This is a genomic window from Azorhizobium doebereinerae UFLA1-100 (assembly GCF_000473085.1).
Lineage (GTDB): Bacteria > Pseudomonadota > Alphaproteobacteria > Rhizobiales > Xanthobacteraceae > Azorhizobium > Azorhizobium doebereinerae.
Genome location: NZ_AXBA01000001.1, coordinates 230,486 through 247,799 on the forward strand (window position 1 = coordinate 230,486; position 17,314 = coordinate 247,799).

12 protein-coding genes and 1 pseudogene are annotated in these 17,314 nt (G+C 64.9%); 8 read left to right on the forward strand and 5 right to left on the reverse strand.

Annotation, left to right across the window (positions count from 1 at the left end):
• The first annotated feature begins 257 nt into the window (after window positions 1-257).
• Window positions 258-704 (forward strand): hypothetical protein, encoded by a 447-nt coding sequence (locus tag YU1_RS33245; protein ID WP_156921889.1) that lies wholly within the window; start codon window positions 258-260, stop codon window positions 702-704.
• A gap of 293 nt (window positions 705-997) precedes the next feature.
• Here the strand turns inward: YU1_RS33245 and YU1_RS0100910 are convergent, their stop codons facing one another.
• A complete protein-coding gene (locus tag YU1_RS0100910; RefSeq protein ID WP_035713134.1) occupies window positions 998-4,357 on the reverse strand; it encodes a class I SAM-dependent DNA methyltransferase in 3,360 nt (1,119 codons plus the stop codon).
• A 256-nt stretch (window positions 4,358-4,613) separates the two neighbouring features.
• On the opposite strand from YU1_RS0100910, the gene YU1_RS0100915 reads away from it, so the two are divergent.
• The 5 genes and pseudogenes from YU1_RS0100915 (at window position 4,614) to YU1_RS33250 (ending at window position 7,619) form a co-directional block, all read left to right on the forward strand.
• Window positions 4,614-4,877: a hypothetical protein gene (locus YU1_RS0100915; RefSeq protein WP_029002473.1), complete on the forward strand. Its 264-nt coding sequence runs from the start codon at window positions 4,614-4,616 to the stop codon at window positions 4,875-4,877.
• A gap of 29 nt (window positions 4,878-4,906) precedes the next feature.
• Complete coding sequence (locus YU1_RS0100920) at window positions 4,907-5,284, forward strand: hypothetical protein (protein ID WP_029002474.1); 378 nt, start codon at window positions 4,907-4,909, stop codon at window positions 5,282-5,284.
• 67 nt (window positions 5,285-5,351) lie between these two features.
• A pseudogene (locus tag YU1_RS34875) lies at window positions 5,352-5,627 on the forward strand (relaxase/mobilization nuclease domain-containing protein); the annotation flags it as partial.
• A 490-nt stretch (window positions 5,628-6,117) separates the two neighbouring features.
• Window positions 6,118-6,393 carry a hypothetical protein gene (locus YU1_RS0100930; protein ID WP_029002476.1) on the forward strand — a complete coding sequence of 92 codons (276 nt, stop codon included), beginning with the start codon at window positions 6,118-6,120 and terminating at the stop codon, window positions 6,391-6,393.
• A gap of 20 nt (window positions 6,394-6,413) precedes the next feature.
• The gene (locus tag YU1_RS33250; protein WP_156921890.1) at window positions 6,414-7,619 is read left to right on the forward strand and encodes a hypothetical protein; all 1,206 of its coding nucleotides are present in this window, start codon (window positions 6,414-6,416) and stop codon (window positions 7,617-7,619) included.
• Between the two features lie 587 nt (window positions 7,620-8,206).
• On the opposite strand, the gene YU1_RS0100940 is transcribed toward YU1_RS33250, so the two are convergent.
• The 4 genes from YU1_RS0100940 to YU1_RS0100955 form a co-directional block, all read right to left on the reverse strand.
• Window positions 8,207-10,516, reverse strand: coding sequence for an AAA family ATPase (locus tag YU1_RS0100940; RefSeq protein ID WP_029002478.1), 2,310 nt, complete (start codon window positions 10,514-10,516; stop codon window positions 8,207-8,209).
• Window positions 10,517-10,966: 450 nt separating this feature from the next.
• Entirely contained in the window at window positions 10,967-11,707 is a 741-nt protein-coding gene (locus YU1_RS27275; RefSeq protein ID WP_051356333.1) for a tetratricopeptide repeat protein, read from the reverse strand.
• Window positions 11,708-11,741: 34 nt separating this feature from the next.
• Window positions 11,742-13,205 (reverse strand): alpha/beta hydrolase-fold protein, encoded by a 1,464-nt coding sequence (locus YU1_RS0100950; protein ID WP_029002479.1) that lies wholly within the window; start codon window positions 13,203-13,205, stop codon window positions 11,742-11,744.
• 437 nt (window positions 13,206-13,642) lie between these two features.
• Window positions 13,643-14,665: an NADP-dependent oxidoreductase gene (locus tag YU1_RS0100955; protein WP_029002480.1), complete on the reverse strand. Its 1,023-nt coding sequence runs from the start codon at window positions 14,663-14,665 to the stop codon at window positions 13,643-13,645.
• Between the two features lie 88 nt (window positions 14,666-14,753).
• Between YU1_RS0100955 and YU1_RS0100960 the strand changes: the two genes are divergently transcribed.
• Both YU1_RS0100960 and YU1_RS27280 read left to right on the forward strand, forming a co-directional pair.
• The gene (locus YU1_RS0100960; protein WP_029002481.1) at window positions 14,754-15,692 is read left to right on the forward strand and encodes a LysR family transcriptional regulator; all 939 of its coding nucleotides are present in this window, start codon (window positions 14,754-14,756) and stop codon (window positions 15,690-15,692) included.
• 227 nt (window positions 15,693-15,919) lie between these two features.
• Window positions 15,920-17,233: a WcaI family glycosyltransferase gene (locus YU1_RS27280; RefSeq protein ID WP_084539562.1), complete on the forward strand. Its 1,314-nt coding sequence runs from the start codon at window positions 15,920-15,922 to the stop codon at window positions 17,231-17,233.
• The last annotated feature ends 81 nt before the right edge of the window (window positions 17,234-17,314 follow it).

Here is a 17,314-nt window from a genome sequence, read left to right on the forward strand (position 1 = left end):
CGGCGCTTCCGGGACAGATGGACCTCGCTGGAAAATCTTGCGCTTCCTCAGACAGCCCTTGTCCGCCTATCCACCGCCCCAGAAGCGGCGCTTGAGGACGTCCTAGACCTCATGGGAGAGGGCGTGATGCTGCGCGTGGCGGATGTCGATGCCATCGTGAAGAGGCATCGAAAGAGGGTACAGGAAGAAGAGCATAGGGCCGCAGCAATGGCCAAAGGCGGCCGGCGACTCCCACGGCTGGGGAGGTGCTCCGGGTCATGGCTGACCATGCCCGGGACGAACTGGTGCCACGGGTCGTCGAACGCATGCTGGTCGTACTCGGTATCCTCGAGGATGCCGAGGCGAAATTGGCTTCGGGCGGGAAGTACAGCCTGGGCAAGCTCGAGGGCGAGCTGCGTGTTCATGCGCAATGGCTCACGGATGCTATCGAACAGGTCACTCAAAGGCGGGCAACCACGGCCTCTAGATCCGTCCACGTGACGCTCCTCAATCGAGCTGAACACCTTCCCGGCCCGTGGGCGGACGTTACGGCCTGCCTGCGTGACATCGCGCACTCGAGCTCGTGGGAAGCTATAAAATCGGCGGACGTGCCAGCGCTGCTCCGTAGAGGCAAAGCCACATTGCACGGCGTTCTTTCTCCGGAAGAACGCGAGGCGGCGGCTGCTATTCGAGCTGGGATGCGGCTGGCCTTTGGCAGCCCTTGACGCTCGGCTATCCCGCGTCGCGGGTGCGTATCTGCCGGTGCTCACCGGTCCACGCCCGGTGCCAATGAAGCAGGGGTGGTCAATATGGTGTATAGTAAAAAAGAAGGTCCCGACTACGGCCCCCTCAATCAGCATGGATGTGATCCGCTTATCATCATCTGGACGGTTCTCATGTTCGAGGCCAACCGCCTAAGTTCACTCTCGGTGAGCGGCGCCAAACTTCCGGCTCCACACGGATAGTGCCGAACCCCTCCGCCGAGAAGCCCGGCCATGACGCCTGCCAGACCGGGGCGTCACGCCACACGCCGAAGCGAAAATGAGGTGCCGTCCGCGGAGGCTACCTGCCCCATTCGGAACATGGCTAAGAGCACGTCGGCCACGGCCGCTCGTACCTTCGGCGCAGGCTTGAAGGTGGCGGCAATGGCGGCGGCGTCCAGGGGGCCTGTGGCCTGCATCAGCACGCCCATGACGGCGATGGTCTGCTCTCGGTCGGTCTTGGGAAAGGCGGGGCGGCCGCCGGCCACCGGCTCGGGGGCATCGTCGCCGAGATCGGCTTCCAATTGCTTGGCCTTCTCCTTCTCGGAGCCGAAGCGGGGGATCTGGTAGTCCGGCCGCAGCCAGCGCACCAGGCCGCGCTTTTCCTCCGCCGCCCGTGCCTTGTTGAGGGCGACGAGGCGGGCGAGCACCTCCTCATCGGGCAGATCGGCGGGCCAGCCATAGGCCTCGGCCACCGCGGCATCGATCTTCTCGTGCAGTTCCTTCAGGATCAGCACCAGCCCGTCATCGAAGATGCGGCGGGCCTTGGGGTCGAGATCGGCGGGCGCGACGCCGGATTTCAGAAGCTCCAGCACATTATAGAGGCCGGTGAGGGTGAGATTCTCATGGGCCGCCAGCACCCGCTTGCGGTGGGCGTCCAATTCTTCGGCGAGGTCGCCGATGACCGCCTTCTGCGCCTCAGTGGCGGCTGGGAAGGGGAAGGGATCGAAACACACCGACTTAGAATATCGCGGACGGTCCTCCAATGTCCCACCCTGAGCGAGAGCCCAAATGACATGATGTTGCGCTGAAAGAACCCCCAAGAAATAGGATCGAAATTCAGCGATTGCGACAATCATATTATCGGGAATGATATCTGCATTCAGAAACTGGAAAACACGATGCTTGGTCGTCTCGACTGTCGCAATATAACGGGGCAGTCCTGATAGCGCTGGGCGCAAATTCTGGCGTGGCTTCCCAAAAACCCACCATTGGGCCAAGTACGCTTCTGCATCTTTTGTCGGTGAGCGCTGGAATTGGGCATCCCGCTCCGGCTTCACCGTCCGCAGGAGATATTGATAGACTTCCGGGTAGCGCGCCCGCACCTCGTCGGCCTCCAGGCCGAACAGGTCGATGACCATCACCCCGCGCGCCCGCGCCGCCAGATCGCGGCCGTTGCGATAGGCGCGAATGTGCCGCTCAAGTCCTGGCCGGCGCCCCAGCCCCAGTTCGGCAGCCTGCTCCGGCGTGACGATGAAACCTGAGCCGTGCAGTTTCACGCCGGGCGACGACAGCCCTTCATTGGCCAGCAGCGGCACCGCCGTGGTCACATCCACCCCCACCGTCAGGTCCGAATGGATCTTGCCCATCCGCTCCTGAAACCCGATCACCGGCGCGTCGGTGTCGATGCCCTCCTCGCTGGTCACGTCCCGCAGTAGGCCGTCGCGGGCGCCATTCGCGGCCACCGTCATGGCGATGCGCACCGCCGCGCTGTCGCGGGCTGCCTTGGTCCAGGAATGGTCGGGAATGGCCATCACCAGCGACAGCGGCTTCTTGGCGTTGAGATAGCGCTCCATCACCCGGCGCTGGAACACCTGGCTGATGGAATTGGTGGTGACGAAGCCGAAGCGACGCAGCACCGTGCCCTTGCGCAGCAGCAGATCGGCGGCGCGATCCCACCAATACATGACGAAATCCGCGCTCTCATTCATGTGCGGATGCGCCGCCCACAGCGCCTCGGTGCGGGCATCCCCGAGCCGCGCCCGCAGATCCTTGCCGCCGATGAACGGCGGATTGCCGACGATGAATTCCGCCTTCGGCCACTCCGGCAGGCGCGCATTGGGATAGGCCTCGGCGCCGTCCACGAACTGGGGCACCGGGTAGCCGTCCCAGGTCAGCACCGCATCGCGGGCCTGGATGTTCTTGAAGGCGCGCAGGATCGGCTCGCTGGGCTGGCCGCCACGGGTGCGCACATGCCATTGCAAATGGCCGATCCATAGCACCAGTTCGGCGATTGCCGCCGCGCGCGGGTTCAGCTCCATGCCCAGGAACTGGTGCGGGTCCACGGAATGGCCCTCCAGGCCCACCAGCGCCTCCTGGCCGCCGAGATCGGCCAGCGCTTCCAGCACCTCGCCTTCCAGGCGCTTCATCAGCTCCAGCGCCACATAGAGGAAGTTGCCGGTGCCGCAGGCGGGATCGAGCACCCGCGTCTCGCACAATTTGTCGTGGAACGCCTTCACGGTGGCGGCGGCATCCTTGCCCCGCCCGGCGGTCTTCTGCCGCTCGGCGGTGGAGAGCACCTGCGCCCAATCGGAGCGCAGCGGATCGAGGATGGTGGCGATGACGAGGCGCTCCACCGTGTCCAGCGCCTGCTCCAGCAGGGTGCCGAAGATGGCCGGCTCGACATCGCGCCAATCAAACTCCGCCGCCGCCCGCAATTCGCCGATGGCCGCCTTGTCCAAAGGCAAGGCGCGGCGGTTCTTGAAGAATTCGCCATTGAAGCGGCGCACCTTCTGCTGGAGCGCGGCGGTGAAGCCGCCCTCGTCCATGGCCCGCCACAGATCCTCCAGCATGCCGGGGAAGATGGCGGGCTTGGCCTCGCAATCGCGCAGCAGGGTCTTGAAGCTGTTGGGCGGCAGCAGGTCCACATCCTCGGCGAACATGGTGAACAGCAGGCGCATGAGGAACATGGCCACACCCTCGGCGGGCTGGCCCGCCTCCTCCAGGGCTTTCGAGACCTTGGCGAGACGCTCGGCAATCTCCCGCGTCACCCGCGCCGCGTGGCGGGAGGGGTCGAGCGCCATGGGCGCGGTCCAGATGGCCGCGAGGCGGGCGCGCACATCCGGATCGCGCAGATCCTCCAGATAGATGCGGAAGGAGTTGCGATCTGGGAACTGGTCATAGGCCTTCCCGTCGCGGCGGAAGTTGGCATAGACCTCGATGCAGTGGCCCACGTCGCACACCAGCACGAAGGGCGGCGGCTCATGGGCGGCCGGCAGCAGGCGCACATAGTCTTCCGCCTGGCGGCGGGCATTCATCATCAGCACGTCCCAGGCCCGGTCGGCGCCGCGCCGGCCACGGGTCTTGGATGCGCTCTCGGTGGGGGCGTCCGCCAGTTTCTTGGCGCCGGAAAAGCGCGACTGCTTGGCCTCCAGGATGAAGCAGTCGCGCTTGTAGAGATCGATGCGCTTGGATGAGACGGTGCCGTCGCGAGCGGTCTCCTTCACCGCCCGCTCGAACACATAGTCGTTCGATTCGGTGGAGGCATTGGCCGGGTCCGGTCGCGGCAGGTCCAGCACCGCGCACAGTTCCGGCAGGAACAGCGCGTAGTTCGCCCGCTCCTGCCCGCCTTCACGCCCCTGCCAGCGCGCGATGAACGCATCGACTGCCGCACTCATGCCCGACTCCCCCAGCGGCCGTGACAGTAGGGGAAGTCGCCGGCGAACGGCAAATCGGTGCCCGTGAGAGGCAGGTGTCCCCGGGACAATCCCATGGTCGGCCAAAAGGACCGCTCTCCAACGGCTTGTCGCTATCCCGCCGGCGATCGACCGTAGGTGAGCCAGGCATGACCGATATCCGCGCACTCCGTGCGCTCCATCGGTCACCTGGCCAGGGGGCTTCCGCCCCCGTGCACCCCCGCAGCAGGAGACGACCATGCGTGACCAGATCAAAGCCAGGCTTGAGGAGATTATGGCGGGCGAGGCGGCGCCAGACAGGATGGTCGGCTCGACGACCGTGCGCATCGCCGTCGGCCTCATCTTGGACGAGCTCGATGCGACGAATCCGACGATGGCTTTGACCCCCGCGGAGGCTCTTCTCTGGCTCGACGACGTGCAGCGTCGCGCCATTACGGAGTTCCGCGAATACGGCCCACGCTGGGCTCAAATGAAGCGCGCGGCCCAGGCTCAGAGGGCCTGATGAGACGGCGCGGCAGCGAGACCCGAGCGATGTCCGGCCAAGTGCTCGTGCGCCTGTCGCCGGCGCTCGCCGCTGCCGTGTCCGCCGCAGCCCTGTCGGCCGACCTCTCGGCCGGGGCGTGGCTCCGCCACCTCGCCGCTGAGGGCGTGGGACAGCCTGATCAAGCCCGGCCGACGAAGCCTGTCGATGCGGCGCCCGATCCGCTGGTCGCGGAGCTTGGGCTCGTCGCTAGGAACGTCGGCCGCATGAATGGCGCCTTGGTCCAGCTCGCGAAGACCATGCGCGAGACGCTGCACCCAGACCACGCGGCCTCCGAGCAGGTGCTCGCACGCCTGCGGGCCGCGCAGCGCGAGCTCATCGATCTCGTTCAGGAGGTGCGCCGTGATCGCGGGCGCCACGAGGGGTAAGGGCGGCAACGCGCTCGCCCGGCATCTGACGTCACGGGCGAAGGGGCAGCGGTCGGAGCTCATCGATGTGCGCCACCTCGGCGCGACGACGACGGCCGAGGCGCTGGACAGCCTCGTCGCCGGCTCGGCGCATGGGCGGACGGACCGCCCGGTGCACCATCTGCACGTCGATCCCCCACATGGCTGGGATCGCGCCAAGATCCGCGACGCCTTCCTTCACCGATACGAGGAGGAATTCGGCCTGACGGCCCTGCCACGTTTCATCCAGGAGCATGAGAAAGAGGGCCGCGTGCACTGGCATGTGGTCTACAGCCTCGTCCGGGACGACGGCCGATGCGTGAGCCTGTCCCATGACATGGCACGGCGCGAAAAGGTCTGCCGGATCACCGAGTTTGAGACCGGCATGCCCCTCGTGAAGGGGGCGCACACGAAGGCCGTCGTCGCCGCCCTGGTGCGTGACGGGCGCGAGGACGTCGCTCGCTCGATCATCCGAGCTGGTCACCTTCGGGGGCCTCGTGCCGTCGCTGTAACGCCCATGCAGCGGCATCAGGCGGATCGGACGGCCATGGACCCCAAGACGGTCCAGACGGCGGCCTTGGCGGCTTGGAAGGCGTCGGACAGCGGCGCGGCCATGGAAGCCGCCCTCGCCGCCGCCGATCTGCGTCTCGCCGCCGGCGACAAAGGCCCCGTACTCGTCGATCGCGCCGGCGGAGCTCACTCCCTGGTGCGGATCCTCGGAGCGGCCTCCCGCGCCGCCGGGGATCGAATCCCTGCCGCCGTGGTGAAGGCCCGCGTCGGTGGGCTTCACCTGCCCGTCCTTCAGGGGGTTCAGCATGCCCTCGCAGACACCCGCCGCCACCCCGTCGAAGCCCCAGCAGAAGGCCCACCCAGCCGAAGCGATCCTGCGCGAGGCGCAGGGAGCGCACGCAGTCAGCCGAAGCCTTCTGCCGCTTCTGAACCTCCTCCAGGAGCCAGAGGCCTCCGGGAGCCTCAACGAGATCAAGGCGCTTCTGAAAGCCATCGTCATGATCTTAGGTCAGCAGTCAGAGATGCTGCGCGAGATCAAGGCCAGCGTTCCCGTTGGACCGAATCCGATCGGGCAGCGGTAGCCGCTTTGGGTCGGATCAATGTGACCGGCATCCGCGGTGATGCCGAGGCCATTCGGCTGCGCCCGATGCGCCGTGCTGTCCGCGAACATGCCGCCGCACTGGCCCTGTCCCGGATCGACATCGGGACCCTGGCTGGCGACGCCCAGCGGATTCTCGTACCGGCTACCGCCGGCAGCATTTTCCCACATCCTGAATCTCAGCCACAAAAGGATTCAACGATGGCAGTCAAGGGGTTCGGGTCGATCGGCCGCAGGCAGGATTACAAGACAAGGTTGCTCGAGGGAGCGGTCCCCGATTTCGACGCGAGCGCATGGGTTGATGATCTGCATCTGGTGAAGGCTGGCGGCCCCTCAACGCCGACCCGCATCCTCATGTGCGATCGCGGCTGGGTGGAGATCGATCGGAAGTCAGGCATCGTCAGAACCTGGGGGCCAATCGGTCGGGCTGAGCCGTTGGCGAAAGCACTGGCTGCCGCTGGCGGCTGGGACATTGAGCGCCTCGTACCGTCTGGCGAGGCCCGCCGGGTTGGTGTCACAACGCCACGCCCGACCTTCGTTTCACCGCACGTGACGGAAAGTCTGATCACTTGGTGGCGCGAACGCGGATACGATGCGACACCGACACCCGATGGCGCATGGGTCGACGCTGGAGGTGCTCATCTCCACGACACTGGCGACCATGTCGAACTCCACGGCCGCCTGACGTCTGAAGCGGCCCGCGCCCTCGTGCTCAAGGCCCTCGAAGCCTGGGACGGTGGCGCCGAGCTTTCGGGTCCTTGGAGCCAAGTTGACCAGGATACCCTATGGCTGGAGGCTCAGCGAACTGGTGTTGAGTTGCACCGATGCCAGCCTTCGGACGCGGCATGTCGCGCATGGGAGGCTGAGGTCCAAAAGGCTCAGCAGCACGAGACCACTGTCGGACTTGTTAGTACCAGCAGCCGGGAAGCGGAGACCTTACGCTCCGCCGCCGCAGGAGACATCGCAGCGCTCGGAAGGCTGAACCCAGGACTAAGGGCATTCGTGGGCTCATACCTTGACGATGACCAGCGCGCGGAACTCGCCGAAGCCGAACCGGTAGACCTCATCCCAGAACTTCGCCGCTTTCGCTCGCTTGGTGCCGAGGAACTCAAGATGCGACGCCGCCAGTGCGATCCCGAGCAGGTTTCCCAAGCCGCGGAGGACAAGCCGGAAGGGGACGATCCCGGCAGCCCCAATCTGGCGATGTGACGATGCGCGATCGCGATGCATCCCGTCTTCGTCGATACGTCATCCGGCGGGCCACTGGTGATGCCCATCACGAATATGTCCGTTACGATGGTGACCTTGGCGGCGGGCTACTGTGCGACGAACGAACAGCCAGAAGTCATGATCAATGGCGGCGCATTCGGCTTCCAGGACAGCCGTGGTGCCCGGCCTTGGGGCGAGACGTCACGATCGCTGGGGACACGGCGCTCCAGGCATTCTTCGAAACGGCTTTCGCCGATGGATGGCGTCGCCTCGAGATTGAAGTTCGTCGATACCCAGCACGCTGCCTGCGGGAATGGCACGAGAAGGGACAGCGTCTAATTCAGGCGGCACAGGCGGCAGCCGAAGGACGACGCCTGCCGGGCAAGCTTACGGGATGGCCTTCTAGGCGTGGCACCGGCGCCCGCTCCTTGCTACCCCTGCGCTGAACGCACCAATTCGCGATGAAGGAACATTCACGCGTAGTCAAAAGATGCGCAGAATTGGCTCGCACAGGAGCATCGGCACATGGCGATCAGAGAATAAGTGCTGTGGAGCGCTGTCCCCAACACCCCCACCCGCCAGGGTTTTCAACGACAGATGCTGGTGAGCGCCTTCAGGTGTTTCGCATCCACCTGACCCATCAGAGCGAGCAGAGCTGCATTCGCCCCTTTTATCTCTTCAAGCGTCATCGAGGAAAATGAGAGCAAGTCGTCCAAATTATCAGAATGGGACTCGACCTGCCTCAATCGCTCCACGGCTGTGAAGCGAACACGATCAAGGTCAGGGTAGCCGGTGAACAATTTGTTCATTTGCGAGACGATTCCACCACCCACAGGCGCCTTGAATGCCAGAAATATATCGAGCACCCTCCTCAATACATTAGGCATCATGTAACCATGATCGTAATGCTCATCGGGGGCGCCCGAGAATTTAATCACGTGACTGAACAGGTAGTGATATTCAGAATCGTATTCACGCAACAACTTTGACATCTCCACCAAATGAGATGTTCTACGCGACGTATTTTTGGGCAATCGAACGTCGATGAAAAATAGGGCAGCTTGTGGATCGTGGCCCTCCTTACCTTCCTCGCGCCTTGTCTTATTTTTCCACGCCTTCTTGAACTCATTCATGCATTGCTGGTTATGGGTCAGGATGAAAACCTGGCACGCCTTCTCAAGTCGGCTTTTTACCAGAGAGCAGGCATAATTGAGTGCTTTTGTATCCAAACTTGAGATTGGATCGTCAACGACGACGATCAGATCTTTCAGCTTCCGTCCGTCAGCCTCGAGTGACGATAAGAAGTAGGCGATCGCGATTGCGGTCTTCTCTCCTTCACTGGGGAAACCCTTGATTTCTTGCCCGTGCCGATGCAGGGCGTACCCCGTTTCCAAAGGTTGAATAGTCAGCTCCTGGTGCCCGAGATAGGAGGCTACCAGACTGTTGATCGCAGTGGCCGCCGGGCCATGAGTGCGGATCCGGCGACGGAGCTCTTCGGCCTTTTTGCCGATATCCTCCAACTCCTTCTGCGCGGCATCTCGGGCGGTGATTGCCTTTGTCACAGCGTTTGCAGAAGCATCGAAGTCGCCTTTTAATTTGGCAACGAAATGCTTGCGGATTAATTCTTCCGCGCCTGATTTGACGGCGGAAAACGCCTCAACTTTCTGATTATGATCGCCAATCACGCCATTCACGTTAGCGATCTCGGAAGCCAGAGACCCTGCAACCTGCACGACCACATCCAGGGACGGAAGCCTTCCGACGTCCACTGGGGAGGCAGGCTTCTTCAACTTTTCCTCAACCAACGGCTTTAAGGGCTCCAGATGCGCCCGTGCCGTTCGAACAGCCTCTGCGAATTTCCCTCTGCGAGCCTTATAATCCTCGCGCAGCATTGCCACCAAATCGTCGTCTTGCGGGGCTGCATGGTCGAGACCGGTAAGTTCGCCAAGCACCTCTTCAAGACGCGCTCCTGCCTTTTGTAGCCGCGACATAAACTCATCGATCCGGTCGTCCAATGCCGATGCGAGCAGCCTCAACCGCTCATCCGGGAACGGACTCCCGCACATAAGGCAGACATCCAGCGACTCGTTCTTATGAAACTCGAATCCTTCCTTTAGCCAGATCAGCATGTCTGGGTGCTGTTGCGCTTCGGCAAGCGCGGTGGTGCTGAATGATTGCTCACACATGCTTCGAATGAACTCGAACGCCTTTTTGACCGTCTGCGCGTCGAACGTCAAAGGGGCAATCGCCGGTGGCGGAGTATCGAGCTTGCAGATATCTTCCTGAACCGCCAACTGCTCATCGGTAAGAGTGGTGTCGCGCAGGCCCGCCCAGGCATCGTGATCCTTCACGAGAGCGGGCGCCTCATACTTTCTGTTGCCCAAATGCAACCTGCTGGCCACCGTTTTAGCGGTGGTGCGCTTGTATGCCGTGAAGGCTTTCTCCGCGGCGGTTAGAGAGCCTTCCGCCTTGCTCTTCCGTGATGTGATACTTGGTATTCTAGCTTCGGCTGCCGACAGCTCTGCCGCAGCCTCTGCCTGATCCGCGCCGATGAAAAAGACCGGATTAGCCCGCCCTTGAGCCCACTGGAAATTCCGTTCCACGTAGTCGGCATTAAAGACGAGAACACGACGCTCCAGCCCCGCAAGGGCGGCCGGGCAACTGAGCTTCGCACCGCTGTCCATTTCGATCTCAAAGGAGCACTCTTCTGGCAGCCTTTCGTGCCGCTCACCCGTTTCCAGACTCGCGAACAGGCGAGAGAGGGTGCTCTTCCCTGAACCGTTAAACCCGTAGATCAGGTTGTATCGCCGGAACGGCAACTTTGGACTCGACTTGGAATAATCCGCAAGAATCCCCATGCCCCGCATAGAGCTGATCGTCGAGACGATGTCAGTCAAAAGCCCCCCCCCCCCAAGGACACCCATTAACAACCGCGCTCATACTGAGGCGAAGCAGTGCCGTCAGCAACCTACGGTCGCGTCAGCGTTAGGCCTAGCCGCTGGGAAGAGGCAAATTGTTGACAGAAACGCCCCTCCGTTGCTACATCGTGCTGTGACAACAGCGCGGCTTAGATCGCTTGATTCATACGAAAAATCAATGACTTACGCGGATTTTGGGAACAGCTCCCACCCCTTCCGCCATAACATTCTGATAATACTTTCATATTTCTGATTCTAAAAGCACCACAACTCCGGCAAAGAACGAGAACAAATCGGATCTATTTGGCGCTGAAACGCACATTTGGGTGCAGAAAGTCCCGAAAAGTCCCGAACTGCTTTCCCTGAGAACGCACGATTTTTAACGCCAGGCTTTTGCAGCGCGGCCCGGAAAATACAGCTGGGCCCGCATCATTGTCCCAATCGCGCCAATGCCTTGGAGGCAGCCGCATTTCCGAGATCGGCGGCCTGCCGGTAAAGAGCGATGGCCTTGTCCAGATCCCGCGGTACGCCTGCGCCTTTTTCATAGAGGCCCGCCATCCCGACGATGCCGTCCGAGGCGATGATGTCGCCGCGCGAGGCTGATTTTCGGTACCAGGCCATTGCCTCGGCATCGTCTTGCGGAACACCGCCTCCCGTTTCATAGGCGCGGCCCAAGGCATACTGGCTGGTGATATCGCCGGCCTCAGCCGCCTTGCGGAACCATTGCGCCGCCGTGGCGTCGTCGCCTCGCTGCTCGGCGATCAGGCCCACATAGCGCCCGGCTTTCATGTCGCCCGCGGCGTCCGCCTTCTTGAAACAGGCGAGCGCCTTTTCCAGATCGGCGGTAACGCCCCAGCCGTTCATCCAGATCTGGCCGAGATAGAGATTGCCGCGGCCCTTGCCGGCGTCCGCCGCCTTTTGGGCCCATTCCATGGCGGCGGCATAGTTCTTTTCCACGCCGTTGCCGCCTTCGAGATAGATCATGGCGACATGTTCCAGCGCCGCGGCTTTTCCGTCCGCGGCAGCCTGCTTGAACAGTTTCAGCGATTGCGCGAAATCGCCCGCATCCATCGCCTTTTGCGCAGCGAAAAGCTCGGCATCGGATTGCATGTCCTCCCGCGCCAGCGTCGGGCAGGCGCACATCAGCAGGACGGCGAAGGTCAGGAGCATTGCACGGATCATGATTCAACCCATCGCCGGCGGCTCAGGCCTTGACCTGCCGTAACAGCCAATCGCGTGCCGCCTTGACGTAGAAGAACTTGCGCGCCGAAGCCATATGGTCGACCCCCTCGAAGGTGAGAAAGGTGATGTTGCCTCCCTCGTCGAGATAGCGGTTGACTTGCCCGGTGAGTACTTTCTGGTCGTCCACGGGGAAGATCAGGGCCGGGTCCAGCGTCTCTTCAGGACGCGTGACCTTCGCCCCGGCCTTGCGCCAGACAGGCACGCATTTCTCGTTCCAGGGCGTCGCCTTTCCATCCGCTGTCCCGGTGATGATCAGCACGTTCTGGCCGGCGAGCGTCGCCACGTCGGCCGGGCGCTGCTGGCCGGCGATGATCAGGCCGCCGGCGAAGGTATCCGGATGCTTCGCCATCAGCCATAGCGAGGTCATGGCCCCCATCGACCAGCCGGTGCAATAGACGCGCTTCGGGTCGATCTTCAGCACCTTGTCGCGGCGGTCGTCGAGGTTGGGATTGCCGTAATTCCACGTGTTGGACATGAGGGACTGAATAAGCCGATAGGTGTTTTCCACGTCGTAGGTATGTTCCCAGTAATCGTTCATCGTCGTGCGCTCATAGCGCGGTGTGATGACGACGCATTCATGCGCCTCCTGGACCTCGGGCATGCCCCAGATGCTGGCGATGCAAGTCTCCGTGAGGGTCTCCTTGCAGGTGCCGTTATAGCTCGTGCCGGAATGGGTCACGGCGAGCACAAGCGGATACGATTTCTCGTCACCGCCTTTCGCCAGGAAGGATTTGGGCAGATAGATGCTGTATTCCAGCCAGGTGGCGCGACTGTCATCCCACCACCAGTGATTTTGTTCCCAACCCTCCAGGCCGCGGATCGAAACGCTGTCGCCGCGCTGTCCGACATTGCTGTAATTCGTCGCGCTGGCGGCATAGACCTTGCCGTCGGTGGTGCGAACATCACGCAACTGGGTGAGCGATACCTTTTCGCTATCGGTGGTCGGGATGCTGAGGTCGGGATCGTGCGCGAATTCGGCGACGACAAAGCGGCCGGGCACGCTTGCCCGGTCCATGCGGCGGGCCGGGGCGTCGTTGGTGTAGATCGCCTGAACAGCGCGGGGCTGAGGCGGTTGCGCCGTATCGTTCTTGTCGACGGCTTCGGGCATTCCGGGAGAATATCCCGTGGCGGCCGGCGTGACGGCTACGCTATAGCTATCCAGCGACAGCGAGGCAGGATTGATATTCACGTCGTATTCGACGGCGACGGCATAGACTTTCTCTCCGCCGCCCGTGACTTCGCAAACGGCGGTGATGCCTTGCAAGCCCGGTTTCTTCGGAGCCGAGCCGGGTCCTTCGGGCCGGGAGGACGCGGCCATGAATCCGTTCGCGTTTCCTTGCGCAAACGCCGCCCTGGCCTCAAAGCCGACGACAGGCACCAGCGCGCCGCAAGCTGAGAGAAACGTCCGTCTGGAAAGACCTGTCATATCAATGCCTATTACGCTTCCGCACGTTCTGGCGCGAACCGACGAGGCCGGTCTCCGGCAGTGCGGTCATCCGGCGAATTGACGCTTCCAGACGCGCCGCTGGAATCGATGGCGGACACACGCCGCGGTCCGGCTTCGAACGGTCTCCTTGGTAGCAGCATAGCCGCTTGGACGTCTCGGCGCCTAAAAGCCGACGGATCCGCAAGGCGTGTCATGGCGGGCAATGGAGCAGACACAGCTCTCATCGGCTTCCCGCAAGGCCCCCCACCAACCCTTTGGTGCGCAGGCGCAAAATCGGCTGGTGAGAAAAGCCGCAGGACGCCCACCTCGCGCGAGCGGCGCGTCCTGCCTGCGACAATAACGCGGGCGGAAAGTCCGTTGCAGGTGACCTGTGGCGCACGATGTGCCCGCCGGATCGCGAGGCCCCCCCACGCGCCTCATCCATCGACGGTGAGGACGATCTTGCCCTGGATGTGTCCCGCTTCGGCCCGTTCGTGCGCCCGGCGCGCGTGCGCCAGGGGATAGGTGCTGTCGATGACCACGCGGAGCGTGCCGTCGTCCAGCAGGCGCCCCGCTTGCTCTAGTTGCGCGCCGCTGGAGCGGACCTGGGTGGCCGACACGGTGACGCCCCGTGTCGCGGCCTCCTCGCCGCCGGAGAACCCCAGCGGGAAGATGGGGAACAGGGTGCCGCCGCGCTTCAGCGTCCGCAGGAAGCGCCCGGACGCCGCGCCACCCACGGCATCGACCACCAGATCGACCTCCCGCGCCACGTCCTCCGGCGCGTCCCTGGCATAGTCGATGAACGCGTCGGCGCCGAGCGCGCGCAGCATCGCCTCGTGCCGGCCCGAAGCCACGGCGAGGACGCGGGCGCCGCGCCATTTCGCCAGTTGCACCGCCAGGTGGCCCACGCCGCCGGCCGCGCCGTTCACCAGCACCGTCCGGCCCGCCAGCGGCACCGGCCGGTGCGGGTGCGGCTGAAGCGGGTTTTGCGCGTCATGCCCCAGATCGATCAGGAACTGCCAGGCGGTCAGCAGCGACATCGGCGCCGCCGCCGCATGCGCATGGTCGATCCCGACGGGTTTGCGCGCGACTTCCGAGGCCGGCACGCTGACATATTCGGCATAGGCCCGGCTGCCTCCCGCCAGGCCGCCGGGAAAGCGCACCATGGCATGGACCTCGTCACCGGCGCGGAAGTCCCCGACATCCTCGGCCACCGCCTCCACGACGCCGGAGATGTCCGTCCCCAGGATGACGGGAAACGTCACCTGCGGGCGCCATTCGGGGGGCAGCGCCTTGTAACCCTCGCGCAGGTACCAGTCGGGGGGATTGAGCCCCACCGCGCGGACGCGCACGAGCACCTCGCCCGCCGCCGGGCGGGGCTTCGGCGCGTCCTCGTAGACCAGCACCTCGGGGCCGCCGAATGCGTGCTGCCGAACCGCCTTCATCCTCTCGCTCATCATCCGCTCCGTCCGTCATGCCCGTCTCGGCCGCCATATGGCGCTCAGGTGCCAGATTGATAATCCAGCCGCTTTTCGCTTTAGTCGTTCCATGAAGGAACAAATGATGCTGGAGCGGCTGACCGGCCTGATCGCGTTCGCGCGCGCCGGATCGCTGGGGAGCTTCACCGCGGCGGCCCGCTCACTGGCGATCTCGCCCTCGGCGGTCAGCAAGAGCGTCCAGCGGCTCGAGCAGAACCTCGGGCTTTCGCTCTTCACGCGCACCACCCGCGCGCTGACGCTCACGCCGGAGGGCCGCGAGCTGCACGAGCGCGCGCTGCGGCTGCTGCGCGAGGCCGAGGAGATCGAGCAGGCGGCCATGACCGCACGGGCGGCCCCCTCGGGCACCCTGCGGATCGCCGCGTCGCTGCCGATCGGCATCCATGTCATCGCGCCCGCCCTGCCCGCCTTCCGCAGGCTTCACCCCAAGGTGCGGGTCGAGCTGCGCCTGAACGACCAGTTCGTGGACCTGATCGAGGAAGGCGCGGACCTGGCCGTGCGGATCGGCGAGCTTGCCGATTCCCGGCTGCTGTCACGCCGGCTGGCGCCGCACCGGCTCTGCTGCTTCGCCTCGCCCGCCTATCTGGCGGCGCGCGGTATTCCCGATCATCCCGACGCGCTCGATGGGCATGAGACCGTCAGCCTGCGCTACCAGAGCACAGGGCAGACCTTCCGCTGGCCGTTTCGCGTCGGCGACCGCGAGATCGAGGTGGTGCCGCCGTCCGGCATCGTCGTGGATGCGAGCGAGGCGCTGATCGCGGCGCTGGTGGCCGGCGGGGGCATCGGCATGGGCGCGGACTTCATCGCCGCCCCCCATGTGGCGCGCGGCGAGCTGGTGCCGGTGCTGTCCGCATATGCGGTCGCGCGGCACAACATCACGGCGGTCTGGCCGGAGAGCCGCCGCACCAATCCCGCCGTGCGCGCCTTCCTCGCCCTGCTGCAAGAGCTGTTCCGGGCGCAGATGAAGACCACGGCCGGTGCCGCGACATAGGCCGGATAGACATTCAGGCCCGCTGCCGCCCGCAACAGGGAGCGGTCATCCCCGATCCCGCTCGATACGCCACCTTTTCTGTTCGAGCCGTGAGACAGTGGCGGCGCGGAACGGCGCCCATCCCCCCTTCCGCCACGGGCGATCATCCGCCAAGAACGAAGCGGCGGGCTGGCCCGGCCGCCCTTCTGATTCCCCTTTTCGTCCCCGCTCAGGCCCGGCCATCGCGCATGCAGGCAGACCCTCCCGGCTCCACAGGCACCACCCGGCCCACGGGCACGCGCGGGCGGGTGATGCTCTGCGCGATGAATTTCGCCCCCGAGCCAACCGGCGCCGGGCGCTATGCCGGGGAACTGGCGCAGGGCCTCGCCGCGCGCGGCCACGAGGTGGAGGTCATCGCGGCGCCGCCGCATTATCCCGGCTGGCACGTGCGCCCGCCCTATTCCGCCTGGCGCTACCGGCGGGAGCGGCACCAGGGCCTGCCCGTCACCCGCTGCCCGCTGCTGCTGCGCAATGCCGGCGCCGGCATCGGCCGGCTGCTTGCCCCGCTCAGCTTCGCCCTCTCCGCCGCCCCGGTGATGGCCTGGCGCATCCTGCGGTTCCGGCCGCGGACGGTGATCTGCGTCGAGCCGACCCTGCTGGCGGCGCCCGCCGCGCTCCTCGCCGCCCGGCTCGCGGGCGCGCGGACCGTGCTGCACGTGCAGGACCTGGAAGTGGACGCGGCCTTCGCGGTCGGCCATCTGCCGGCCGGCGGCCGGGTGGCGCGCCTCGCCGCCTGGTTCGACCGCGCCATGCTGACGCGGTTCGACCGGGTGGTGACCATCTCCGATCGCATGGCCGAGCGCCTGGAGCGGAAGGGCGTCGCCGCCGCCCGGATCGCGGTGGTGCGGAACTGGGTCGATACCACGCGCATCCATCCCCTGCCCGGCCCGAGCCCCTACCGCGCCGAACTCGGCTTCGCGGACGGCGATTTCGTCGTGCTGTATGCCGGCCAGATCGGCCCCAAGCAGGCGCTGCACCAGATCCTGGAGGCGGCCGAACGGCTGGCCCATGTGCCCGGCCTGCACTTCGTCATCGCCGGCGAGGGCCCCGCGAAGGCGGCGCTGGCGCAGCGCTTCGGCCACCTGCCCCAGGTCCGCTTCCTCGGCCTCCAGCCCGAGGCGCGGCTCAATGCCTTCCTCAACCTCGCCGATTGCCACGTGCTGCCGCAGGACCCCTCGGTGGAGGATTTCGTGCTGCCCTCCAAGCTCGGCGGCATGCTGGCGAGCGGCAGGCCGGTGCTGGCGGTGGCGCAGCCGGCGAGCGAGCTGGCCGCCTTCCTCGGCGGGGCGGCGCTGCTGGTCTCACCGGAGCGCCTCGCCGACATGGACGCCCACCTGGTCCGCCTCGCCGGCGACCCCGCCGCGCCCGAGCGCGGGGCCGAGGCGCGGGACCGGCGCCTTGCATTGGCAAGCCGTCTCGCCATTGATAGGAACATCGATGCGTTCGCCGCCCTCCTGGAGCTTCCCCGCAGCCCCAACGGAAGCGGATCGCGGCAGGCGTGAGACCTGCCCATGATGGTCACGCCCGTGACGGCTGCTCCCACGGGCCGCCGCGCATGAGTGCCGCGCGCATGACAAGGGTCC

Excerpts from the sequence above, each read along its gene's own strand:
- YU1_RS0100915 (WP_029002473.1), top strand. The coding sequence starts at position 4,614 with ATGCGTGACCAGATCAAAGCCAGGCTTGAGGAGATTATGGCGGGCGAG.
- YU1_RS27275 (WP_051356333.1), bottom strand. The coding sequence starts at position 11,707 with ATGCTCCTGACCTTCGCCGTCCTGCTGATGTGCGCCTGCCCGACGCTG.
- YU1_RS0100960 (WP_029002481.1), top strand. The coding sequence starts at position 14,754 with ATGAAGGAACAAATGATGCTGGAGCGGCTGACCGGCCTGATCGCGTTC.
- YU1_RS33245 (WP_156921889.1), top strand. The coding sequence starts at position 258 with ATGGCTGACCATGCCCGGGACGAACTGGTGCCACGGGTCGTCGAACGC.
- YU1_RS0100920 (WP_029002474.1), top strand. The coding sequence starts at position 4,907 with ATGTCCGGCCAAGTGCTCGTGCGCCTGTCGCCGGCGCTCGCCGCTGCC.
- YU1_RS27280 (WP_084539562.1), top strand. The coding sequence starts at position 15,920 with ATGCAGGCAGACCCTCCCGGCTCCACAGGCACCACCCGGCCCACGGGC.
- YU1_RS0100930 (WP_029002476.1), top strand. The coding sequence starts at position 6,118 with ATGCCCTCGCAGACACCCGCCGCCACCCCGTCGAAGCCCCAGCAGAAG.
- YU1_RS0100955 (WP_029002480.1), bottom strand. The coding sequence starts at position 14,665 with ATGATGAGCGAGAGGATGAAGGCGGTTCGGCAGCACGCATTCGGCGGC.
- YU1_RS0100910 (WP_035713134.1), bottom strand. The coding sequence starts at position 4,357 with ATGAGTGCGGCAGTCGATGCGTTCATCGCGCGCTGGCAGGGGCGTGAA.
- YU1_RS0100950 (WP_029002479.1), bottom strand. The coding sequence starts at position 13,205 with ATGACAGGTCTTTCCAGACGGACGTTTCTCTCAGCTTGCGGCGCGCTG.